The following is a 19,562-nucleotide window of genomic DNA, read 5'->3' as shown; positions in this document are numbered from 1 at the left end:
GCAATCCCAGTTAGTGGCTGGGGTTGCGATCTCAAACGGCGCATTCGACCTGCGTCCTAAGGCGCACGTGTTCCGGTAAGTGCGCTGGAGGTAAGGCCCCACCTAGGGAGGGCCGCCTCGGTGTACCAAGGCGGCTTTTTGGTTTCTTACACCCGGAAATGGCTGACCATCTGCTGCAACTGGCTACCCAAGCGCGCCAGTTCAACACTCGACTTGGCCGTCTCGTCACTCGCCGTAGCGGTCTGCTCCGACACATCCCGCACATTCACAATGCTGCGGCTGATCTCTTCAGCCACGGCGCTTTGCTGCTCGGCGGCGGCGGCAATCTGCTGGTTCATCGACTGGATATTCGACACCGTACGGGTGATGTTCTCCAGTGACACACCGGCCTTGCGCGTCAGCTCGACACTGCTGTCGGTCAGGCTGCGGCTGTTGTTCATCACGTTGGCCACTTGTTGGGTGCCGTTCTGCAAACCGGCGACCAGGCCTTCGATTTCCTCGGTGGATTTTTGCGTGCGCTGGGCCAGGCCGCGCACTTCGTCGGCGACCACGGCAAACCCACGCCCGGCTTCACCAGCCCGCGCGGCTTCGATCGCCGCGTTGAGGGCCAGCAGGTTGGTCTGTTCGGCGACGGCCTTGATCACGTCCATCACGCTGCCGATCTTGTTGCTCTCTTGTTGCAGGTGGGTCATGGCGTCGGTGGAACGCGCCACTTCAGCGGCCAGACGCTCGATCTGGGCGATGGCCTCGGCCACCACCTTGTCGCCTGCGCGGGCTTGGCCATCGGCATCGGCGGCGGCCTGGGACGCTTGCTCCGCGTTGCGCGCCACTTCCTGCACGGTGGCAGTCATTTCGTGCATCGCGGTGGCGACCTGGTCGGTCTCGATCTTCTGACTGTTTACGCCGGCGCTGGTCTGCTCGGTCACGGCCGACAGTTCTTCGGCGGCGCTGGCGATCTGTGTCACGCCGTCACGAATACCGCTGATCAGCTCACGCAAGGTGGTGCCCATGCGCTGGATGCCTTGTTGCAGCACGCCCAGTTCATCGCGACGAGTGACCTGGATGTTGTGGCTCAAGTCGCCGGAGGCAATGCGCTCCACCACCGCCAGCGTTTCCTGGATCGGGCGGGTGATCTGGCGGGTGATGACCCATGCTGCGATCACGCCAACCAACAGGGCCAACAAGGTGCTGATCAGTTGAAGGCTGCGGGCCTGGGCGCTTTCTGCGTCGCGGCGGGTCAGTTGGATGTCATACAGTTTGTCGCTGATCGTGACGATATCAGCGCCCTGGGTGGTCATTTCGGCGCGCGCAGTGACGATGTTGGCGTTGGCTGCCTTGTAGTTCTGAACGGCGCTGCGATAGGCGCCCAGGGCCGTTTCCAACGCGGTCAGCGCGCTTTGCTGGCTGGCGCCGAATGCGGCGCTGAGGTCTTTCACGCCGGCGATGGCTTTTTCAATCTGTGCAGCCGCGCGTGCTTCGGTCTCCGGGCTGACGTTACCGGTGTAGCCGCGTACTTCATAGCGAGCCAACTGGAACTGCATCTTGGCGTCGGCCACCGCCTGGAACTGCGCCAGGTGCTCCGAACTGTCGGGCATTTGCTTCACGCTGGTTTCCAATGCGTTGATCTGCGCATTGGCGATATCCGCCTTGTCGCCCATCACTTGGCGCGAGGCGTTGCCGTTACGGTAGGCCTCACGCATTTTGTTCAGCGACTGCTGGTAAGCGGTGATGATGGACTTTTGCTCGTTGAGCAGCTTGAGGTTTTCCGGGCTTTTGAAGCTGTCGAGCAGCTTCTGTTGCTGGGCAGCGAACGCATCCAGGTTGGTCTGTACGTTCTGGGCCACGGCTTCATCGCCGTTGGCGAGCATGTACTGCAGGCGCACGATACGTAGCTTGGTCAACGACGCATTGAGCTGAGTGATGTCGCTCATCCAGTTGCTGCGATCAATCAGGCCGCCCAGGCTGGTCCAGCCGGTCAGGGCCAGGATCGAGGTGAGGACCAGTACCAGGCCGAAGCCCAGGCCCAGTTTGAGATTGACGCTAATGTTGCCGAACCAGCTATTCATCGAATGCTCCGCAAGAATGATGGGGGGTGCTGGACGGTTATTGGTTTTGGAGCCAGCTGCTGTGTAGGGCTGTATCGGCGGCAGGTGTTGAATCTGAAATGCTAATTCGTAAGGTGCGACGAAGGGTCGCCGCCGCAGTGGCTGGCCGGGGAGGGGGCTGATCTTGGGCCGGTCTTGTGTGCTAGTCTGCGGACCCTTTTAGTTCTGGATTGCGCGGGAAACCGTGTTGTCCTACAGCGGAGCCTCTTCATGTCCGAAGTTAATCTGTCCACCGACGAAACCCGCGTCAGCTACGGTATCGGCCGTCAGTTGGGCGACCAACTGCGCGACAACCCGCCACCGGGTGTGAGCCTGGACGCAATCCTGGCCGGCCTGACCGACGCCTTCGCCGGTAAGCCAAGCCGTGTTGACCAAGAGCAAATGGCTGCCAGCTTCAAGGTTATCCGCGAAATCATGCAAGCCGAAGCGGCTGCCAAAGCTGAAGCCGCTGCTGGCGAAGGCCTGGCTTTCCTGGCTGAAAACGCCAAGCGTGATGGCATCACCACTCTGGCTTCCGGCCTGCAATTCGAAGTGCTGACCGCCGGTGACGGCGCCAAGCCGACCCGTGAAGATCAAGTGCGCACTCACTACCACGGCACCCTGATCGACGGGACTGTGTTCGACAGCTCCTACGAGCGCGGCCAGCCTGCGGAATTCCCGGTGGGCGGCGTGATCGCCGGCTGGACCGAAGCCCTGCAACTGATGAATGCCGGCAGCAAATGGCGCCTGTACGTGCCGAGCGAACTGGCTTACGGCGCTCAAGGCGTTGGCAGCATCCCGCCGCACAGCGTTCTGGTGTTTGACGTCGAGCTGCTCGACGTTCTGTAAGACCTGCTGATTACTGCGCCTGGCTTTATGTGGGAGCCGGGCTTGTCCGCGATGCCGGCGACTTGGTCTGATGTCTTACCGAGTTGATGCTATCGCAGGCAAGCCAGCTCCGACATAAAGCAGGTGCACTCAACCTCGCTCATGGATGGAACTTGCCATTCAGCTCTGTCGCCGGGCGCAACGCTCGGGCATAGCAAAACAGAAACAGATTGCGCACCACTTCCTTCAACACGCCAGGTTCGCTCGAACTCAGCCCATTGACGTCCAGGTCGCCCTGGTCCTGCAGTTCATTCAGCGCTTCTTCTTCCAGCACGGCACAGACTTCACCGGTTTCCCTATGCAGGATCCGCAGGTAAGGCTGTGGGCGGTCCAGCCAGGCATCTATCAAATAAGTCATGGGTCTCATCTCCTTGATGGGTTTCAATGAGAATAATTCTTATTCGTAGAATAGCAAGTGCCTATTGGCGGTTTCTGGGTTTTTCTGTGTGGATATTGCGCGGGATCAAACGGGAGGGCGAAACGCCATCCCGCGGCGGGCGCGGGATGGGGGGCAGCATATTCAGACTTTGCGCACGAACTCGGACTTGAGCTTCATCGGGCCGATACCGTCGATCTTGCAGTCGATATCGTGGTCGCCGTCGCACAGGCGGATGTTCTTGACCTTGGTGCCGACCTTCACCACCAGGGAAGTCCCCTTGACCTTGAGGTCCTTGATCACGGTGATGGTGTCGCCGTCCTGCAGCACATTGCCGACGGAGTCTTTCTTCACGGTCTCGTCGCTAGCCGCTTCGGCCTCGCCATTGGCGGACCACTCATGGGCGCATTCCGGGCAGATCAGCTGGGCGCCGTCTTCGTAGGTGTATTCGGAATTGCATTTCGGGCAAGGTGGCAACGTGCTCACTAGGGCTCCTTGAGAGTCAGGATGGCTAAAGGGCGCACATTATATAGGGTTTTGCAGTCTTACAGGTTGTATGAAATCTAAATGTGGGAGGGGGCCCTCCCACATAGACCGCGCTTTAGTGAGTACGCGCGACCGCGAATTCACTCAGCTCGACCAGGGCGTCGCGGTATTCGCTGGCGGGCAGGGCTTCCAGGCACTGGATGGCACGGGCCACGTAGTCACGTGCCAGTTGTGCGGTGTACTCCAGCGAACCCGAGGCTTCCACGGCGGCACGGATGGCCTCCAGGTCTTCGATCCCGCCTTTCTGGATCGCCTTGCGCACCAGGGCGGCCTGTTCCGGCGTGCCTTCGCGCATGGTGTAGATCAGCGGCAGGGTCGGCTTGCCTTCGGCCAGGTCATCACCGACGTTCTTGCCCAGGGTTTCAGCGTCGCCCTTGTAGTCGAGCAGGTCGTCGACCAGTTGGAACGCCACGCCCAGGTGGTCTCCAAAGGTGCGCAGGGCTTCGGCCTGTTCGGACGTTGCGCCGCACAGCGCGGCGGCGCTGTGGGTGGAGGCTTCGAAGAGCATCGCGGTTTTGCCGCGAATCACTTCCATGTAGGTTTCTTCGGTGGTGCTGGCGTCACGGACCTTCGACAGTTGCAGCACTTCGCCTTCGGCGATGATGCGGGTGGCCTGTGAAAGAATCTTCATCACCGGCATCGAGCCGAGTTCAACCATCATTTCGAACGAGCGCGAGTACAGGAAGTCACCCACCAGCACACTAGGGGCGTTGCCCCACATGGCATTGGCGGTCTCGCGCCCACGGCGCATGCCGGACATGTCGACGACGTCGTCATGCAGCAGGGTGGCGGTGTGCAGGAATTCGATAGTGGCCGCCAGCAGGCGCAGGTCATCGCCTTCGCGACCCAGGGCCTTGCCGCACAGCAGCACTAATAAAGGACGCAGGCGCTTACCGCCCGCCGACGTAATATAGTCACCAATTTTGGAGACCAGCGGCACTTTAGACGTCAGCTGCTGCTTGATGATGCCGTCGACGGCGCTAAAATCGTCCGCGACCGCGCGGTAGAAAGCTTGGGGTTGCATCAGCGACAGTCGCTCCAGAAGGGTTGCGCGGCATGCTAGGACCCACGCCCCGTAGTGTCAAGGCGCGATAGACGGCCACTTGCAACGCATCAAAGCCTTGCGTACAATCGCGCACCCTGAACTTCCTGGGCAGCACCTGCCTTACGCAATTGCATTCGGGACGTCCATCCCATGCAGCCATGCCAGCCAATACCTCTTCTTATAAAGCGCTGGGTGAGCAGGATTATCGGAGAAATACCATGTCGTACGCAGTAATTGTTACTGGTGGCAAGCAATACAAAGTCGCCCCAGGTGAATACCTGAAGATCGAAAAACTGGAAGTCGCTACCGGCGAATCCGTTACTTTTGATCGCGTTCTGTTGGTCGCCAATGGCGATGACGTGAACATCGGCGCTCCAGTTGTTGCTGGCGCTACCGTTGTGGCTGAAGTGATCTCCCAAGGTCGTCACGATAAAGTCCGCATCATCAAGTTCCGTCGTCGTAAGCACCACATGAAGCGTATGGGCCACCGCCAGTGGTACACCGAGATCAAAATCACCGGTATTCAGGCTTAATTTCAGCCTAATTCCTCACTAGGAGAATTGACTCATGGCACACAAAAAAGCTGGTGGTAGTACCCGTAACGGTCGCGACTCAGAAGCCAAACGCCTTGGCGTGAAGATGTATGGCGGCCAGAAAATCATTCCGGGCAACATCATCGTGCGTCAGCGCGGCACCCAATTCCACGCCGGTTACGGTGTTGGCATGGGTAAAGATCACACCCTCTTCGCGAAAATCGAAGGCGTGATCAAGTTTGAAGTAAAAGGCGCGTTCAACCGCCGTTACGTGAGCGTTGTCGCAGCTTAATTGCGAGATCGCTGGAAAAGCCCTGTCTTGCGACGGGGCTTTTTCGTTTGTGGGGTGAGTCTCTTGCAAAGCTGTTTGTAATGGGCTCAGGCGCTGGTTTGCGGTCGCTGATTGAGGTCGCTGCGCTCATTTTTGCAAGAGTCTTATGTCTTGGTTTCTTAAGCTCGTCCATGCGACGAGAGGCGTTTTGTTATGAAGTTCGTTGATGAAGTTTCCATCCGAGTAAAAGCAGGCGACGGCGGTAACGGTTGCATGAGTTTCCGTCGCGAAAAATTCATCGAAAACGGTGGCCCCAACGGCGGTGACGGCGGTGACGGCGGCTCCATCTACATGATGGCCGACGAAAACCTCAACACCCTGGTCGACTACCGTTACACCCGGCACTTCGATGCCGAGCGTGGCTCCAACGGCGGCAGCACCGACTGCACCGGTAAAAAAGGCGAAGACCTGGTACTGCGCGTACCGGTCGGTACCACGATTATCGATTCTGCGACCCAAGAAGTGATCGGCGACCTGACCAAGGCTGGCCAGAAGCTGATGGTTGTACAGGGCGGCTGGCACGGTCTGGGTAACACCCGATTCAAGTCCAGTACCAACCGTGCGCCACGCCAGACCACGCCAGGCAAGCCGGGCGAGCAGCGTGACCTCAAGCTGGAAATGAAAGTACTCGCTGACGTGGGCCTGCTGGGCCTGCCGAACGCTGGTAAAAGTACCTTCATTCGCTCGGTTTCGGCCGCCAAGCCGAAAGTCGCCGACTACCCGTTCACCACCCTGGTGCCAAACCTCGGTGTGGTCAGCGTCGACCGTTGGAAAAGCTTTGTGATCGCCGACATTCCCGGCTTGATCGAAGGTGCCTCCGATGGCGCTGGCTTGGGGATTCGCTTCCTCAAGCACTTGTCGCGTACCCGTTTGCTGTTGCACCTCGTCGACATGGCGCCGCTGGATGACACCAGCGCACCGGACGCCGCCGAAGTGATCGTCAGCGAGCTGACCAAGTTCAGCCCGGCCCTGGCTGAGCGTGATCGCTGGTTGGTGCTGAACAAGTGCGACCAGATCCTGGAAGAAGAGCACGAAGAGCGCGTCAAGGAAATCGTTGACCGCCTGGAGTGGGAAGGTCCGGTCTACGTGATCTCGGCCATCGCCAAAGAAGGCACCGAGCGCCTGACCCGCGACATCATGCGCTACCTCGAAGACCGCGCCGACCGCCTGGCGGCCGATCCGGTGTTCAAGGCCGAACTGGCTGAACTCGATCAACAGATCGAAGACGAAGCCCGCGCCCAGTTGCAAGCGCTGGACGACCAGCGTGCCCTGCGCCGCAGCGGTGTGAAGTCGGTCCATGACATCGGTGACGACGATTGGGACGAAGAAGACGTGGATGATGAAGACGGTCCTGAAATCATTTACGTGCGCGACTGAGTCGTTGCGATAAACTTGAACGCCGCTCCTGTTAGAGCGGCGTTTTAGTATCCGGGTTTAACGTTATGGGCCGCGCTGGGTCGCGCAGCCCTCAATCTAAGGTTGAAGATGATGCGGAGCAAAGTGACAGGTGCGCAGCGCTGGGTCGTAAAGATCGGCAGTGCGTTGCTGACGGCGGATGGCAAGGGGCTTGATCGTGCAGCCATGAGCGTCTGGGTCGAGCAGATGGTGGCCTTGCATGAGGCCGGTGTGGAGTTGGTGCTGGTGTCGTCCGGAGCGGTTGCCGCCGGGATGAGCCGCCTCGGCTGGACTGCGCGACCCAGCGCGATGCACGAACTGCAAGCCGCCGCCGCCATCGGTCAGATGGGCCTGGTGCAAGCCTGGGAATCCAGCTTTGCCGAGCACGGCCGGCACACGGCGCAGATCCTGCTGACCCACGACGACCTGTCCGACCGCAAGCGTTACCTCAACGCCCGCAGCACCCTGCGCGCGCTGGTGGAACTCAAGGTTATCCCGGTGATCAACGAAAACGACACCGTGGTCACTGACGAAATCCGCTTTGGCGACAACGACACCTTGGCCGCCCTGGTGGCCAACCTGGTGGAAGCTGACCTGCTGGTGATCCTCACCGACCGCGACGGTATGTTCGACGCCGACCCGCGCAACAACCCCGAAGCCCAGCTTATTTATGAGGCTCGCGCCGATGACCCGGCGTTGGACGCCGTGGCCGGCAGTGTCGGCGGCGCCCTGGGCCGCGGCGGCATGCAGACCAAGCTGCGTGCGGCGCGCCTGGCGGCGCGTTCCGGCGCCCACACCATCATCATCGGCGGGCGCATCGAGCGCGTGCTGGACCGGCTCAAGGCGGGCGAGCGCATCGGTACGCTGTTGTCGCCGGAACGCGGCATGCTGGCGGCGCGCAAACAATGGCTGGCCGGTCATCTGCAAACCCGTGGCACCCTGGTGTTGGACGATGGCGCCGTATCGGCGTTGTCCCAAGGCAACAAGAGCCTGCTGCCGGTCGGCGTCAAGCTGGTGCAGGGCAGCTTCCGCCGGGGCGAGATGGTGGTGTGCGTGGCGCCGGACGGTCGTGAGATCGCCCGTGGCCTGGCCAACTACAGCGCCCTTGAAGCCCAGAAAATCATTGGACAATCCTCTGATGCGATTGTCGGACTACTAGGTTACATGGCCGAACCAGAGCTGGTTCACCGCGATAACCTGATCCTGGTCTAACCAAAGGAATACACGATGCGCGTAATGAAGGGATTGCTCGGCCTGCTGCTGGTCATGCCGCTGTTGGCCTCGGCTGAAGAAATCGGTCAGGTGTCGACAGTGTTCAAGTTTGTCGGCCCCAACGACCGGATCGTGGTTGAAGCCTTCGATGACCCCAAGGTCGACGGCGTGACCTGCTACCTGTCGCGTGCCAAGACCGGCGGCGTGAAAGGCGGCCTGGGCCTGGCCGAAGATCGCGCCGAAGCCTCGATTGCCTGCCGTCAGGTCGGGCCGATCCGCTTCAAGGGCGAGCTCAAGGACGGCGACGAAGTGTTCAAGGAACGCACCTCCCTGGTGTTCAAGACCATGCAGGTGGTGCGCTTCCTCGATAAGAAGCGCAACACCCTGGTTTACCTGGTGTACAGCGACCGCCTGATCGAAGGCAGCCCGCAAAACGCCGTGACCGCCATTCCGATTTTGCCCTGGCCGACCGCTCAGTAACTCGCGGGCGGGTTTTGCAATCGGCGTCTATGATTGCTGGCTTGCGGGTTGTAATCTCGACGTGCCGCAATGCGAAGAACATGGGATATCTGGAGTTCGTCATGAGTGCTTTCCACGACCTGAAACTCAAAGCTTTGGACGGACAAGAGCTACCGCTGGCGCCCTTCAAGGGGCAAGTGGTGCTGGTGGTCAACGTGGCCTCCAAATGTGGTTTGACCCCGCAATACGCCGCGCTGGAGAAGCTCTACCAGCAGTACAAGGACCAGGGGTTTACCGTACTTGGCCTGCCGTGCAATCAGTTTGCCGGTCAGGAACCGGGCAACGAGGAAGAAATCCAGGCGTTCTGTAGCCTGAATTACGGGGTGACCTTCCCGTTGGGCAGCAAGCTTGAGGTCAATGGGCCTGATCGTCATCAGCTGTACCGCCTGCTGGCGGGCGAGGGCGCCGAGTTTCCTGGGGACATCACCTGGAATTTCGAGAAGTTCCTGCTGGGCAAGGATGGGCGGGTGCTCGCACGCTTTTCCCCGCGTACTGCGCCGGATGATCCGACGATCGTCCAGGCCATCGAAAAAGCCCTGGCCTGAAGACGTCCAGAAGGCTTTTGTGGTGAGCGGGCTTGTCCCGCGCTGGGTGGCGAAGCCGCCCTAAAATCAGACGCCGCATGTCTAGACAGAACGCGGCGTTTTTACTGGGGCGGCTTCGCCACCCAGCGCGGGGCAAGCCCGCTCACTACAGGTCAGCGGCAACCGGTTGTGCCACTTTTACCCCTTAATCACCCAGATCAATAGTGCTACCCAGCACCTTGCGCTCCCCATATTATCCACGTCATAAACCCCGTCTTTCGTGGAGTGCCCCATGCCCGTCCAAGCCTTGTTCAAACCCTTCCAGCTCGGTGCGTTGCAACTGTCGACCCGCGTCGTCATGGCACCGATGACCCGCTCGTTCTCGCCGGGTGGCGTTCCCAACTCCAAAGTCATCGAGTACTACCGTCGCCGCGCCGCTGCCGGCGTAGGCCTGATCATCACCGAAGGCACCGTGGTCGGTCATCAAGCCTCGAATGGCTACCCCAATGTGCCGCACTTCTACGGTGAAGCCGCGCTGGCTGGCTGGAAAAAAGTGGTCGACGCGGTACACGCCGAAGGCGGCAAAATCGTCCCGCAGTTGTGGCACGTGGGCAGCGTGCGCCGCATCGGCACCGAGCCGGATGCCAGCGTGCCGGCCTATGGCCCGATGGAAAAACTCAAGGATGGCAACGTGGTCGTGCACGGCATGACGCATCAAGACATCAAGGAGGTGATCAACGCCTTCGCCCAAGCCGCCAAGGATGCGCAGAGCATCGGTATGGACGGCGTTGAGATCCACGGCGCCCATGGCTATCTGGTCGACCAGTTCTTCTGGGAAGGCAGCAACCAGCGTACCGACGAGTACGGTGGCAGCCTGGCCAACCGCTCGCGTTTCGCCATTGAGCTGATTCAGGCCACCCGCGCCGCCGTCGGTCCGGACTTCCCGATCATCTTCCGGTTCTCCCAGTGGAAGCAGCAGGATTACACTGCGCGCCTGGTGCAAACCCCCGAGGCGCTGGGCGAGTTTCTCAAGCCATTGTCTGAAGCGGGTGTGGATATTTTCCACTGCTCCACCCGTCGTTTCTGGGAGCCGGAGTTCGAAGGTTCCGACCTCAACCTGGCAGGCTGGACCCGGCAGCTCACCGGCAAGCCGACCATTACTGTAGGCAGCGTCGGCCTGGATGGCGAGTTCCTGCAGTTCATGGTCAACACCGACAAGGTCGCGCAACCGGCGAGCCTGGAGAAGTTGCTGGAGCGCCTGAACAACGACGAGTTCGACCTAGTAGCCGTGGGCCGTGCCCTGCTGGTGGACCCGGACTGGGCGGTGAAGGTGCGCGAAGGCCGCGAGAGCGACATCCTGCCATTCAGTCGTGAGGCGTTGACGACCCTGGTGTAAGTGGCAACAGGGCGGGCACCGGGTGCCCGTCCTTGCATACCCCGCGCAGCTGGCGCTCGAACTGCTCGATTATCGCCGGCCAACCCTGGCGACTCGCATGCTGGCGCGCGTTCAGGCGCATACGGCGCAGGCTTTCAGCGTCCTCCAGCAGCCAGTTGGCCGCCTCGCAAAACGCATTCTCATCCCCAGGCATCGCCAACACACCGTTGTAGCCATGGCGAATATGCTGGGTCGCAGCGGCTTGGTCGTAGGCCACCACGCCCAACCCCGACGCCATTGCTTCCAGCACCACGTTGCCGAAGGTTTCAGTCAGGCTGGGAAACAGGAACACATCGCCTGACGCGTAATGCCGTGCCAGTTCTTCGCCGCGCAAGGTGCCGCAGAAAATCGCCTCTGGCAGTTCCTTTTCCATCGTCGCGCGTTGCGGGCCATCGCCGACGATGATCAGCTTCATCTGACGCAGGGGATAGGTGTCCTGCAAGGCCTCGAAGCAGCGCTTTAGCAGCCCCAGGTTTTTTTCCTGGGCCAGTCGGCCCACATAGAGCACGGCGGTCTGCTCACTGTTCAGGGCCCAACTTTCCCGCAGCGCGCTATCGCGTTTGGCGGGATGGAACAGTTGGCTGTCCACTCCGCGCGCCAACATCCCCAGACGCTCGAAATGCTTGCGTTCCAGTTCCAGGCGCTGGCTGGCGCTGGGTACCAGGGTCAGCGTCGAACGGTTGTGGAACCAGCGCAGATAGTGAGTGACCATCCGACTCAACAGGCTCATGCCATATTGGTTCGAGTACTGCTGGAAGTTGGTGTGAAAGCCGCTGACCACGCTGATCCCCAGGCGACGCGCGGCGCGCAGGGCAGACAGGCCCAAAGGCCCTTCCGTGGCGATGTACAGCACGTCCGGGCGCTGACGGGTCCAGCGCCGCAGCAACTTGTGCATCGACGACTGCCCCCATTGCAGCCCCGGATAACCCGGCAGCGGCCAGCCACGGCACAGCAGCAAGGCGTCGTCGCTGGGGCGGCTCTGGTCGACACCTTGGCGCGGGCGCACCAGCTCGACTTGATGGCCGCGGGCCCGTAACCCCTCGCACAGGCGACCCAGGGTATTGGCCACCCCGTTGATCTCAGGCGGGAAGGTTTCGGTAATGAGGGTGATGTGAAGCGAAGCTGTCGTCATGACCCACAGTGTCGCCGTGGGCCATGTCGTCATTGTGTCATCGAGATGATGGATTTATGACTGGGTTATCTTTTGCTGCTGCGCCATCGCTTCGGCACCTTGCTCACGCACCCAGAACAACGTAGCCCCAGCCACCGCTGCCGGCATCATCAGCAGGTTGACCACCGGCACCAGTAGCACCAGATAAACAATCCCGCCGAAGCTCATGCTCTGCCAGCGTTTCTCACGCAGCCAGGCGAGCATCTCGTTCCAGCCCAGCTTATGGTTGTCTGCCGGGTAGTCGATGTATTGGATCGCCATCATCCACACGCCGAACAGCAGCCACAGCGGGGCGGCGATCAGGTTGACCACTGGTATGAACGACAGGATAAACAGGCCGATGGCCCGTGGCAGGAAGTAACCCAGCTTGCGCATTTCCCGTGCCAGGGTGCGCGGGACCATGGCGATCAACTCGCCCCAGCTGAAGGCCGGGAAGTCATCGGTGCCGCGTACCACCACTTCCACTTTCTCCGAGAGAAAACCGTTGAAGGGCGCGGCGATGATGTTGGCCAGCATGGTGAAGGTGAAAAACACCATCAGTACCACCAGCACGACAAACAGGGGCCAGAGCAGGTAGTTCAGAAAGCTCAGCCAGCTCGGGAGCGTCGGCATCAAATGATCGACCCACAAGCTGAACTGATGACCGGCGAAATAGATCAAGCCGACGAACAGCATCAGGTTGATCGCCAGAGGCAGCAGCACAAACAGGCGCAGGCCGGGGCTCAGCACCAGTTTGAGGCCTTCGCGCAGGTATTGCGGGCCGGAAAGAGCGGGGGCGGGCATGGAGGACTCCGAACAGGATGACGAACGCGCCGACCTTACCGGCTTTAAACCAGCGGTGAAAGCGACGACATCAACGGTAACAAAGGCGTCGATTAATCGGGTCGACTGCATAGAGACCACCTATGAGCTGGATTGTTATTCCGTATTTCCTTAATCTTGCCCCCCTCGATACGCTGCACCCATTATTTTTCAGGGTCTGCGAGTTGAAGCCTTCCCCAAGTGCTTCGTGGTCCCTTTTTTATTCCAGCCGCCTTGTAGTCCGGGCGGTCGATAGGAGTGAGTCATGTCTGATACCCGTCATTCGCGAGTGATTATCCTGGGTTCCGGCCCTGCCGGTTACAGCGCTGCGGTCTACGCTGCCCGGGCCAACCTGAAGCCGCTGCTGATCACTGGCATGCAGGCGGGTGGTCAACTGACCACCACCACCGAAGTCGACAACTGGCCGGGCGACGTCCACGGCCTGACCGGCCCGGTGCTGATGGAACGTATGAAAGAACACGCCGAACGTTTCGAAACCGAGATCGTGTTTGACCACATCAACCAAGTCGACTTCTCCAAAAAGCCTTACAGCCTGACCGGCGACAGCGGCGTTTACACCTGTGACGCGCTGATCATCGCCACCGGCGCCAGCGCCCGCTACCTCGGCCTGCCGTCGGAAGAGGCGTTCATGGGCAAAGGCGTTTCGGCCTGCGCGACCTGCGATGGTTTCTTCTACCGCAACAAGCCAGTCGCCGTAGTCGGTGGCGGCAACACGGCCGTGGAAGAAGCGCTGTACCTGGCCAACATCGCCAGTACCGTGACCCTGGTTCACCGCCGCGAGACCTTCCGCGCCGAGAAGATCCTGATCGACAAGCTGCATGCCCGTGTCGCTGAAGGCAAGATCATCCTCAAGCTCAACGCCACCCTGGACGAAGTCCTGGGCGACAACATGGGCGTGACCGGTGCCCGCCTGAAGAACAACGACGGCAGCTTCGACGAACTGAAAGTCGACGGCGTGTTCATCGCCATTGGCCACACCCCGAACACTTCGCTGTTCGAAGGCGTGCTGGAAGCCAAAGACGGTTACCTGGTGGTGCAGGGCGGTCGTGAAGGTAACGCGACGGCCACCAACATCGAAGGTATCTTCGCTGCCGGTGACGTGGCCGACCACGTCTACCGCCAGGCCATCACCTCGGCTGGCGCCGGTTGCATGGCGGCACTGGATGCCGAGCGTTATCTCGACGGCCTGCAGAACGCTTCGTTCTGAACCCGTTGAAATAAAAAAACCGGCTGAAAGGCCGGTTTTTTTATGTCCGCAATTTAACTAACACCCAGGTCATGAAGTGTTAACCCAACCCCTGTGGGAGCTGGCTTGCCTGCGATAGCGGTGTGTCAGTTACCACCGCTGTCGCGGTCAAGCCCGGCTCCCACACTGACCAGGTTTTCAAATTGATTTAGCGGCGTGTCAGAGGTTGCTGGTCAAATTTCACACCGGCCAACCCATGGGCGATCAGCGCACGGATGTTGCCGTGATCACTGCCCTCAGGCGTCGCCACTACCGAGCGGTAATGCTCACCAAACGCCAGCAGCGCTTCCTGGTCGCTCAGACCCTCCAGCAGCGCCAGGCCCAGGGTCTTGCACGATCCTTCGTTCTGTCCCGCGGCATTGTCCACGTCGCCATTGGTGAACGCTTGCGGCTGGTAGTCATAACCAGCAGCAACAAAAGCCAAGGTATCGGCAAAAACATGTTCGCCACTGTTGAGGCTGGCGCGCAGGGTGTTCAAATCAGTCATGGGTTTTTCCTTTGGCGAACGCAGCCTGTTGGTCGGCGCTGGCTTCTTTCTGGTATTGGGCTTTCCACTCGGCGTACGGCATGCCGTACACCACTTCACGGGCGTCATCGAGGCTCAGCTCGATCTGGCGCTCGTCGGCCTCGGCCTTGTACCACTTGGACAAGCAGTTGCGGCAGAAGCCCGAGAGGTTCATCAGGTCGATGTTCTGCACATCCTTGCGGCTGTCCAGATGCGCCACCAGGCGGCGGAAGGCGGCGGCTTCAAGTTCGAGGCGTTGTTGGTCGTTCATAGGGCTCACTGACAATTCAGGGTTAGCGGCTGGCCGCCAGGGTAATCGAAACCGATTCGGCAAAGCGCAGCGCATGGGGCTTGTCCACTTCGACCTCGGCGTACAGCACCGACTCATTGCTCATCACCAGGTCCAGCAGTTCCTGGGTCAGGCGCTCCAGCAGGGCAAAGCGGTTGCCCTCGACGTGGGCGATGATCGCCTTGGTGATGGTGCGGTAGTTCAGCGCATGATCAATGTCATTGTCGCGTACGGCTTCCTGGGCGGCATACAGGATGGTCAGGTTGATCAGCACATCCTGCTTGTTGAGGATCTCGTCCTCGTTGATGCCGATGTACGTGCGCAGGCACAGGTCCTTGACCCGGATGCGCGCCATGCCTGGTTGAAGTTGTGGCATTGCTACTTGCTCCGTCCGATCAGTTGCAGGAACTCCATGCGCGTGGTGTTCGACTCGCGGAACGCGCCGAGCATCACCGAGGTGTTCATGGTTGAATTCTGTTTTTCCACACCGCGCATCATCATGCACATGTGCTTGGCTTCGATCACCACGGCCACGCCGGCGGCCTGGGTCACGTCCTGGATCGCGTCGGCGATCTGCCGCGTGAGGTTTTCCTGGATCTGCAGGCGCCGGGCGAACATATCGACGATGCGTGCCAGCTTCGACAGGCCCAGCACCTTGCCGGTGGGGATATAGGCCACATGGGCCTTGCCGATGAAGGGCAGCAGGTGGTGCTCGCACAGCGAGTACAACTCGATGTCCTTGAGGATCACCATCTCGTCATTGTCGGAGGTGAACAGCGCACCGTTGATGATCTCTTCCAGGTTTTGCTCGTAGCCGTGACACAGGTACTGCATGGCCTTGGCGGCGCGCTTGGGCGTGTCGAGCAAGCCTTCGCGTTCCGGGTCTTCGCCCAGGCCTTTGAGGATCTCGCGGTAATGGTGGGGCAGGGTCATACAACATCCTCACAAACGGCTACTTGATATGCCGCCCGCCGTTGACGGTCAGGGTGGTACCGGTGACATAAGGGTTATCCAGCAGGTAACGCACGCTCTGATAGATCACCTCGGGCCCGGGCTCGATGCCCAGTGCCGACTTGGCCAGCACCTTGGCGCGGTAGGCTGCGTCGTCGCCTTCGTTGAACATCACCATTGCCGGGGCGATGCCGTTGACCTTGATCGACGGCGCGAACTGCGCGGCAAATGACAGCGTGAGGCTGTCGAGGCCGGCCTTGGTGGCGCAATAGGCAATGTGCTGGCGGCTGCCCTTGCGCACCACGTCATCGCTGATGTGCACGATGTCTGCGGGGGAAGAGCGTTGCAGCAAAGGTGAACAATGCAGGTTGATCAGATACGGCGCAAGCATGTGCACGCTGAACATGTCGGTAAAGGCGCGACTTTCTTCGTCGGGCGTTTCGGCGATCCAGGCCGAGGCGTTGTGGATGATCGCGCGCAGGCGTTGGGTATGGGTGTTCAGTTCAGCGATAAACGCCAGGATGCCGGCCTCGCTGGAGAAATCGGCAAACACCCCGATCGCTCCGCGCTCGCGTAGGGCCTGTACGCCGGGCCGCTCGCTGCGGTAGCTGAAAATCACCGGATGGCCGTCGTCCAGCAGGCGCTGGGCGCAATGCAGACCGACACGCTGGCCGGCGCCGGTGATCAGGATCGGGGCGTTCGTTGCAGTCATGGGAGGCTCGAGTCGCTGGCAGATTGAAACTATACCAGCGACCGGGCGCCCCTGTACTCAAGCAGCGGCTTCGCTGGCCTTGCGTGGGGTCGGAACAGGATGCAGCCAATTGGCCAACAGGTGGGTCGACAGCGGGATGAACCAGTACACCATCAGCGGCGTAAGGGCCATTGTGCTGACCAGTACTCGCGGCGCCAGGTCGAGCTCGCTGAGCAGCGGTCCGAGGACAAAGTTGAACAGCAGTGACACTGGGAAAAATGCCAACCAGATCGCCACCGCCTGCTTCCAGCGTGGTGGGCGGGCGCCAACTGCGCCGAACCAGCCATCGATACCGCGTACGCGGTGCTCGGACGGGTCGGCAAACAGCTCGCTGCCACGGCTCAACCAGGCACTGCGGGACGCCGAAAACTCCCAGGCATGCAGGGTCTTTTCATCGGCAAAGCGGAAAATGATCTGGAATTCATCATCGTTGGGCGGCGGTGCAAGGACACCTGAGCCCAGGTAGCCGGGAAAGTCTGTGGCCAATTGCTCGCCTTCGCGCAGCCAGGCCATCAGTTCTTCGTAGCGACCTTTGGCCACGCGGCGCGCAACCATCAGGGTGACGGGAGAGGTAGACATTGTGTATCTCCAAATAAGCGAGTGCGCTGGGCCGGGTAGGCGGCACACGAACGAGGCTGCGGGGTGTTGCAGCGACGTAGAAAAAACAGGCAAGGATTATTCCTGTTTTAGCGAAATACGCCAGATACTTTGGTCGGCTCGTCGTGCTCCTTGAATCAACCCGTCTAATAAGCGTTAAATAGTATCCAAACTGACACGGACGTTTTTGACCTCTGATGCCCGAAACTATTGATCTTCAGCGCGAAACGACTTCCGACAACGGCACCGTTTCCGATGATCTTTTCCCTATCCGCGAAGTCGCCCGGCTGACCGGCGTCAACCCGGTGACCTTGCGTGCCTGGGAACGGCGCTACGGCCTGATCCAACCCACTCGCACCGAAAGCGGGCATCGGTTGTACTCGCGCATCGATATCGACACCGTGCACCGGATTCTCGACTGGATCGAACGCGGTGTAGCTGTGAGCAAAGTCGGCAGGATCCTGGCGCGCGACGCGTTGCTCAGCGAACCTGATGCCGCCCTCGGCGCGCAGGTGGAGTGGGAGCAATGGCACGGGCAATTGCGCCATGCAATCAGCGCGTTCGATGACCGCCAATTGGACCGTTTGTACGGCCAGATCTTTTCCGCCTATCCCCTCGCCGTGGTGTTCCAGGACATTTTCATGCCGCTCTGGCAGGCATTGTTGCGTCACCAAGGCCGCTTCGGCCAAGCCAGCGAGTGGCTGTTCTTCGATAATTTCCTGCGCTCGCGTACCGCACAACGTCTGCAGATGGCCGCCGCTGCGCCGCTGCCTCGCGTATTGCTGGCGGCTGTTGCGGGGGAGTGCCGCGAGTTGGAGTTGCTGGTCGCGGGCCTGCTGATGTCCGGGGAAAAACAAGCGGTCAAGATCTTGGGTGTGGGGCAGCCATTCGATGAGTTGACGCTGATCTGTGAAAAGACCCAACCCAGTGCCTTGGTGCTGTTTTCCAATCGCGCCCCCAGCAGCGAGCTGCCGCTACGGCTCAAACGTCTGGCGCTGACCCTGCATTGCCCGTTGTTGCTGGCCGGTGATGCAGCGGACTTGGCGCAGGAAAGCCTCGCCGGCTCATCAATCGGCTGTCTGGGGAATGAAGGCCGGTTGATGCAGCGCCGCTTGCAGCAGTTTCTGGGCGGTGGCCTGGATACCTGATCTCAAGCATGGACTTCAGGATGGACCAGACGGTGCTGGTGCAGGATGAACTGGCGCAGGCGCTCGGTTTCGTCGGCGTCGCCCTGGCTCAGCCGATAGGCGAACAGCCCACGTGCGGTTTCTCGTTCGAAGGTTCCGCGCAGCGCGATGCGTTCGTAACCCGAAGGACTGAACCACAGGGAAAAGGTTTTCGGCGGCTTTACCCGACCGCGAATCTCCACCAGCACCCCCTTGAACGACACCTCATGCACCCACAACGCACCTGCGTTGCCCCTGATGTTTTCCAGCGCCACCGGTGTTTCAAGCGCCAGGCGCCACGGCCGAATCATCGGGCCGTCTTCGAAAATACTCGGTACGCCCAGACGCAGGTGAATCGCATGGAACTCATCTTCCACCAGGTGCAGCGGAAAAGTGAGTTGCTGGTTGTCGAATTGCGCCTGGATGGTGACGTGGTCATGAGCGGCCAGTCGTGTGAGCAAATCGCGAATTTGCGCGCCCCCGTTGACCGTTAAGCTCGACGACGCATCCCGCAGGTTCAGTTGCGGGTTGTGTTGCATATTCTGAATGAAGTCCAGCTCATCCTGGGTCAGAAGCGCGTCACGCTGCATCACTCATGCTCATTAGGGGGTATTAAAATGCCATTATCCCCCCTAATGACCGCATTTTCTAAATTTTGTTAGATCCGCTCGTCGCTTTGAACATCGCCAGTTCAGCCTTGACCTGCGCCAGTTCGCTCTCCAGTTGGGCGACGCGGTGCTGGGCTTTGACTTGCAGGGTAACGTCCTTTTGCACACCGACGAAATACGTCTGCTTGTCCGCCTCGTTGTACACCGACGACAGCGACAGCTCGTTCCAGAAATGGGTGCCGTCCTTGCGGTAATTGCGCAGGATTTCCCGGCAGGCCCCGCCACTCTCCAGCGCCTCCCGAATGGCCATCAGGGCCGGCTGGTCACGGTCGCCCGATTGCAGGAATCGACAATCCTGATAGAGGATTTCATCCAGGGTGTAGCCGGTCAGGCGTTCGAATGCCGGGTTGACATAGATCAGCGGCTTGTCCTTGCCTTCGCGCTCGGCGACGACGATGCCGTCGTTGGAAGCGTTGACGACCAGTTGCATCAGCTTGGCGTTAATCATTGAGCGGTCCATGGCTTGTTTTTGAGCCTGAAGTTTATGGCAATTGGCGAATGTTGCACG

The 19,562-nt window shown here is 60.2% G+C and carries 24 protein-coding genes and 1 pseudogene; 10 read left to right on the top strand and 15 right to left on the bottom strand.

Annotated elements, in window-relative coordinates:
* Positions 1 to 146: 146 nt before the first annotated feature.
* Both EJ576_RS30340 and EJ576_RS30335 read right to left on the bottom strand, forming a co-directional pair.
* Positions 147 to 1,010, bottom strand: a complete 864-nt coding sequence (locus tag EJ576_RS30340) for a methyl-accepting chemotaxis protein (RefSeq protein WP_371923957.1) — start codon at positions 1,008 to 1,010, stop codon at positions 147 to 149.
* Positions 1,002 to 1,931, bottom strand: a pseudogene (locus EJ576_RS30335) (methyl-accepting chemotaxis protein); the annotation flags it as partial. The pseudogene EJ576_RS30335 and the gene EJ576_RS30340, both read right to left, overlap by 9 nt.
* Before the next feature lie 384 nt (positions 1,932 to 2,315).
* Between EJ576_RS30335 and EJ576_RS25390 the strand changes: the two are divergent.
* Positions 2,316 to 2,933, top strand: a complete 618-nt coding sequence (locus tag EJ576_RS25390) for an FKBP-type peptidyl-prolyl cis-trans isomerase (protein ID WP_017477811.1) — start codon at positions 2,316 to 2,318, stop codon at positions 2,931 to 2,933.
* A 139-nt stretch (positions 2,934 to 3,072) separates the two neighbouring features.
* On the opposite strand, the gene EJ576_RS25385 is transcribed toward EJ576_RS25390, so the two are convergent.
* The 3 genes from EJ576_RS25385 to EJ576_RS25375 form a co-directional block, all read right to left on the bottom strand.
* Positions 3,073 to 3,330 carry a hypothetical protein gene (locus EJ576_RS25385; protein ID WP_028617909.1) on the bottom strand — a complete coding sequence of 86 codons (258 nt, stop codon included), beginning with the start codon at positions 3,328 to 3,330 and terminating at the stop codon, positions 3,073 to 3,075.
* A 162-nt stretch (positions 3,331 to 3,492) separates the two neighbouring features.
* The gene (locus EJ576_RS25380; protein ID WP_027617845.1) at positions 3,493 to 3,834 is read right to left on the bottom strand and encodes a zinc ribbon domain-containing protein YjdM; all 342 of its coding nucleotides are present in this window, start codon (positions 3,832 to 3,834) and stop codon (positions 3,493 to 3,495) included.
* Positions 3,835 to 3,949: 115 nt separating this feature from the next.
* Positions 3,950 to 4,918, bottom strand: a complete 969-nt coding sequence (locus tag EJ576_RS25375; protein ID WP_123477920.1) for a polyprenyl synthetase family protein — start codon at positions 4,916 to 4,918, stop codon at positions 3,950 to 3,952.
* 239 nt (positions 4,919 to 5,157) lie between these two features.
* Between EJ576_RS25375 and rplU the strand changes: the two genes are divergently transcribed.
* The 7 genes from rplU to EJ576_RS25340 all read left to right on the top strand — a co-directional run bounded on the left by rplU (position 5,158) and on the right by EJ576_RS25340 (position 10,849).
* Positions 5,158 to 5,472 carry a 50S ribosomal protein L21 gene (gene rplU / locus EJ576_RS25370; protein WP_007950961.1) on the top strand — a complete coding sequence of 105 codons (315 nt, stop codon included), beginning with the start codon at positions 5,158 to 5,160 and terminating at the stop codon, positions 5,470 to 5,472.
* A gap of 34 nt (positions 5,473 to 5,506) precedes the next feature.
* Positions 5,507 to 5,764, top strand: a complete 258-nt coding sequence (gene rpmA / locus EJ576_RS25365; protein ID WP_003176049.1) for a 50S ribosomal protein L27 — start codon at positions 5,507 to 5,509, stop codon at positions 5,762 to 5,764.
* A 192-nt stretch (positions 5,765 to 5,956) separates the two neighbouring features.
* Positions 5,957 to 7,180, top strand: a complete 1,224-nt coding sequence (gene cgtA / locus EJ576_RS25360; RefSeq protein ID WP_016976186.1) for an Obg family GTPase CgtA — start codon at positions 5,957 to 5,959, stop codon at positions 7,178 to 7,180.
* A gap of 111 nt (positions 7,181 to 7,291) precedes the next feature.
* Positions 7,292 to 8,410, top strand: coding sequence for a glutamate 5-kinase (proB, locus tag EJ576_RS25355; protein ID WP_025999729.1), 1,119 nt, complete (start codon positions 7,292 to 7,294; stop codon positions 8,408 to 8,410).
* Positions 8,411 to 8,425: 15 nt separating this feature from the next.
* Positions 8,426 to 8,890 carry a CreA family protein gene (locus EJ576_RS25350; protein ID WP_068932136.1) on the top strand — a complete coding sequence of 155 codons (465 nt, stop codon included), beginning with the start codon at positions 8,426 to 8,428 and terminating at the stop codon, positions 8,888 to 8,890.
* Positions 8,891 to 8,991: 101 nt separating this feature from the next.
* Positions 8,992 to 9,474: a glutathione peroxidase gene (locus tag EJ576_RS25345; protein WP_126571415.1), complete on the top strand. Its 483-nt coding sequence runs from the start codon at positions 8,992 to 8,994 to the stop codon at positions 9,472 to 9,474.
* Positions 9,475 to 9,745: 271 nt separating this feature from the next.
* A complete protein-coding gene (locus EJ576_RS25340) occupies positions 9,746 to 10,849 on the top strand; it encodes an NADH:flavin oxidoreductase (protein WP_123477922.1) in 1,104 nt (367 codons plus the stop codon).
* On the opposite strand, the gene EJ576_RS25335 is transcribed toward EJ576_RS25340, so the two are convergent.
* Together EJ576_RS25335 and cysZ are read right to left on the bottom strand one after the other, a co-directional pair.
* Positions 10,818 to 12,020, bottom strand: coding sequence for a glycosyltransferase family 1 protein (locus EJ576_RS25335; RefSeq protein WP_028617905.1), 1,203 nt, complete (start codon positions 12,018 to 12,020; stop codon positions 10,818 to 10,820). The two genes, EJ576_RS25340 and EJ576_RS25335, sit on opposite strands and share 32 nt — an antisense overlap.
* A gap of 54 nt (positions 12,021 to 12,074) precedes the next feature.
* Positions 12,075 to 12,842 (bottom strand): sulfate transporter CysZ, encoded by a 768-nt coding sequence (gene cysZ, locus EJ576_RS25330; protein ID WP_123477924.1) that lies wholly within the window; start codon positions 12,840 to 12,842, stop codon positions 12,075 to 12,077.
* A gap of 283 nt (positions 12,843 to 13,125) precedes the next feature.
* On the opposite strand from cysZ, the gene trxB reads away from it, so the two are divergent.
* Positions 13,126 to 14,088, top strand: coding sequence for a thioredoxin-disulfide reductase (gene trxB, locus EJ576_RS25325; protein WP_016976180.1), 963 nt, complete (start codon positions 13,126 to 13,128; stop codon positions 14,086 to 14,088).
* Between the two features lie 187 nt (positions 14,089 to 14,275).
* Here trxB and EJ576_RS25320 read toward each other — a convergent pair whose 3' ends face one another.
* The 6 genes from EJ576_RS25320 to EJ576_RS25295 are packed head-to-tail and all read right to left on the bottom strand — an operon-like array spanning position 14,276 to position 17,202.
* Entirely contained in the window at positions 14,276 to 14,614 is a 339-nt protein-coding gene (locus EJ576_RS25320) for a HopJ type III effector protein (protein WP_122725589.1), read from the bottom strand.
* The gene (locus EJ576_RS25315; RefSeq protein ID WP_010206472.1) at positions 14,607 to 14,903 is read right to left on the bottom strand and encodes a DUF1244 domain-containing protein; all 297 of its coding nucleotides are present in this window, start codon (positions 14,901 to 14,903) and stop codon (positions 14,607 to 14,609) included. The genes EJ576_RS25320 and EJ576_RS25315 overlap by 8 nt, the downstream gene beginning before the upstream one ends.
* 22 nt (positions 14,904 to 14,925) lie before the next feature.
* The gene (gene folX / locus EJ576_RS25310) at positions 14,926 to 15,297 is read right to left on the bottom strand and encodes a dihydroneopterin triphosphate 2'-epimerase (RefSeq protein ID WP_003176029.1); all 372 of its coding nucleotides are present in this window, start codon (positions 15,295 to 15,297) and stop codon (positions 14,926 to 14,928) included.
* Positions 15,298 to 15,299: 2 nt separating this feature from the next.
* On the bottom strand, positions 15,300 to 15,854 hold the full coding sequence (gene folE, locus EJ576_RS25305; RefSeq protein WP_122725587.1) for a GTP cyclohydrolase I FolE: 555 nt from the start codon (positions 15,852 to 15,854) through the stop codon (positions 15,300 to 15,302).
* Positions 15,855 to 15,873: 19 nt separating this feature from the next.
* Positions 15,874 to 16,584 carry a dihydromonapterin reductase gene (folM, locus tag EJ576_RS25300; protein ID WP_126571414.1) on the bottom strand — a complete coding sequence of 237 codons (711 nt, stop codon included), beginning with the start codon at positions 16,582 to 16,584 and terminating at the stop codon, positions 15,874 to 15,876.
* Positions 16,585 to 16,641: 57 nt separating this feature from the next.
* A complete protein-coding gene (locus EJ576_RS25295; protein WP_028617900.1) occupies positions 16,642 to 17,202 on the bottom strand; it encodes an antibiotic biosynthesis monooxygenase in 561 nt (186 codons plus the stop codon).
* A gap of 215 nt (positions 17,203 to 17,417) precedes the next feature.
* Between EJ576_RS25295 and EJ576_RS25290 the strand changes: the two genes are divergently transcribed.
* Entirely contained in the window at positions 17,418 to 18,368 is a 951-nt protein-coding gene (locus tag EJ576_RS25290) for a MerR family transcriptional regulator (RefSeq protein ID WP_126571413.1), read from the top strand.
* Between the two features lie 2 nt (positions 18,369 to 18,370).
* Here EJ576_RS25290 and EJ576_RS25285 read toward each other — a convergent pair whose 3' ends face one another.
* Both EJ576_RS25285 and EJ576_RS25280 read right to left on the bottom strand, forming a co-directional pair.
* A complete protein-coding gene (locus EJ576_RS25285) occupies positions 18,371 to 18,976 on the bottom strand; it encodes a hypothetical protein (protein ID WP_126571412.1) in 606 nt (201 codons plus the stop codon).
* Between the two features lie 58 nt (positions 18,977 to 19,034).
* Positions 19,035 to 19,502 carry a PAS domain-containing protein gene (locus EJ576_RS25280; RefSeq protein WP_028617897.1) on the bottom strand — a complete coding sequence of 156 codons (468 nt, stop codon included), beginning with the start codon at positions 19,500 to 19,502 and terminating at the stop codon, positions 19,035 to 19,037.
* Positions 19,503 to 19,562: the final 60 nt, after the last annotated feature.

Origin of the sequence: Pseudomonas sp. C 49-2 (assembly GCF_003970195.1) — a bacterium.
In the GTDB taxonomy this organism is placed as follows: domain Bacteria; phylum Pseudomonadota; class Gammaproteobacteria; order Pseudomonadales; family Pseudomonadaceae; genus Aquipseudomonas; species Aquipseudomonas canadensis.
Note: the sequence above shows the minus strand (reverse complement) of the source record. Positions and strands in the feature narration are given on the sequence as shown.

Coding starts and splice junctions, on each gene's coding strand:
- EJ576_RS25320 (WP_122725589.1), bottom strand. CDS start 14,614: ATGACTGATTTGAACACCCTGCGCGCCAGCCTCAACAGTGGCGAACAT.
- folE (WP_122725587.1), bottom strand. CDS start 15,854: ATGACCCTGCCCCACCATTACCGCGAGATCCTCAAAGGCCTGGGCGAA.
- EJ576_RS30340 (WP_371923957.1), bottom strand. CDS start 1,010: ATGGGCACCACCTTGCGTGAGCTGATCAGCGGTATTCGTGACGGCGTG.
- cysZ (WP_123477924.1), bottom strand. CDS start 12,842: ATGCCCGCCCCCGCTCTTTCCGGCCCGCAATACCTGCGCGAAGGCCTC.
- EJ576_RS25335 (WP_028617905.1), bottom strand. CDS start 12,020: ATGACGACAGCTTCGCTTCACATCACCCTCATTACCGAAACCTTCCCG.
- EJ576_RS25345 (WP_126571415.1), top strand. CDS start 8,992: ATGAGTGCTTTCCACGACCTGAAACTCAAAGCTTTGGACGGACAAGAG.
- cgtA (WP_016976186.1), top strand. CDS start 5,957: ATGAAGTTCGTTGATGAAGTTTCCATCCGAGTAAAAGCAGGCGACGGC.
- EJ576_RS25295 (WP_028617900.1), bottom strand. CDS start 17,202: ATGTCTACCTCTCCCGTCACCCTGATGGTTGCGCGCCGCGTGGCCAAA.
- EJ576_RS25375 (WP_123477920.1), bottom strand. CDS start 4,918: ATGCAACCCCAAGCTTTCTACCGCGCGGTCGCGGACGATTTTAGCGCC.
- proB (WP_025999729.1), top strand. CDS start 7,292: ATGCGGAGCAAAGTGACAGGTGCGCAGCGCTGGGTCGTAAAGATCGGC.
- rplU (WP_007950961.1), top strand. CDS start 5,158: ATGTCGTACGCAGTAATTGTTACTGGTGGCAAGCAATACAAAGTCGCC.
- rpmA (WP_003176049.1), top strand. CDS start 5,507: ATGGCACACAAAAAAGCTGGTGGTAGTACCCGTAACGGTCGCGACTCA.
- folM (WP_126571414.1), bottom strand. CDS start 16,584: ATGACTGCAACGAACGCCCCGATCCTGATCACCGGCGCCGGCCAGCGT.
- EJ576_RS25385 (WP_028617909.1), bottom strand. CDS start 3,330: ATGACTTATTTGATAGATGCCTGGCTGGACCGCCCACAGCCTTACCTG.
- EJ576_RS25285 (WP_126571412.1), bottom strand. CDS start 18,976: ATGCAGCGTGACGCGCTTCTGACCCAGGATGAGCTGGACTTCATTCAG.
- folX (WP_003176029.1), bottom strand. CDS start 15,297: ATGCCACAACTTCAACCAGGCATGGCGCGCATCCGGGTCAAGGACCTG.
- EJ576_RS25315 (WP_010206472.1), bottom strand. CDS start 14,903: ATGAACGACCAACAACGCCTCGAACTTGAAGCCGCCGCCTTCCGCCGC.
- EJ576_RS25280 (WP_028617897.1), bottom strand. CDS start 19,502: ATGATTAACGCCAAGCTGATGCAACTGGTCGTCAACGCTTCCAACGAC.
- EJ576_RS25340 (WP_123477922.1), top strand. CDS start 9,746: ATGCCCGTCCAAGCCTTGTTCAAACCCTTCCAGCTCGGTGCGTTGCAA.
- EJ576_RS25350 (WP_068932136.1), top strand. CDS start 8,426: ATGCGCGTAATGAAGGGATTGCTCGGCCTGCTGCTGGTCATGCCGCTG.
- EJ576_RS25390 (WP_017477811.1), top strand. CDS start 2,316: ATGTCCGAAGTTAATCTGTCCACCGACGAAACCCGCGTCAGCTACGGT.
- EJ576_RS25290 (WP_126571413.1), top strand. CDS start 17,418: ATGCCCGAAACTATTGATCTTCAGCGCGAAACGACTTCCGACAACGGC.
- trxB (WP_016976180.1), top strand. CDS start 13,126: ATGTCTGATACCCGTCATTCGCGAGTGATTATCCTGGGTTCCGGCCCT.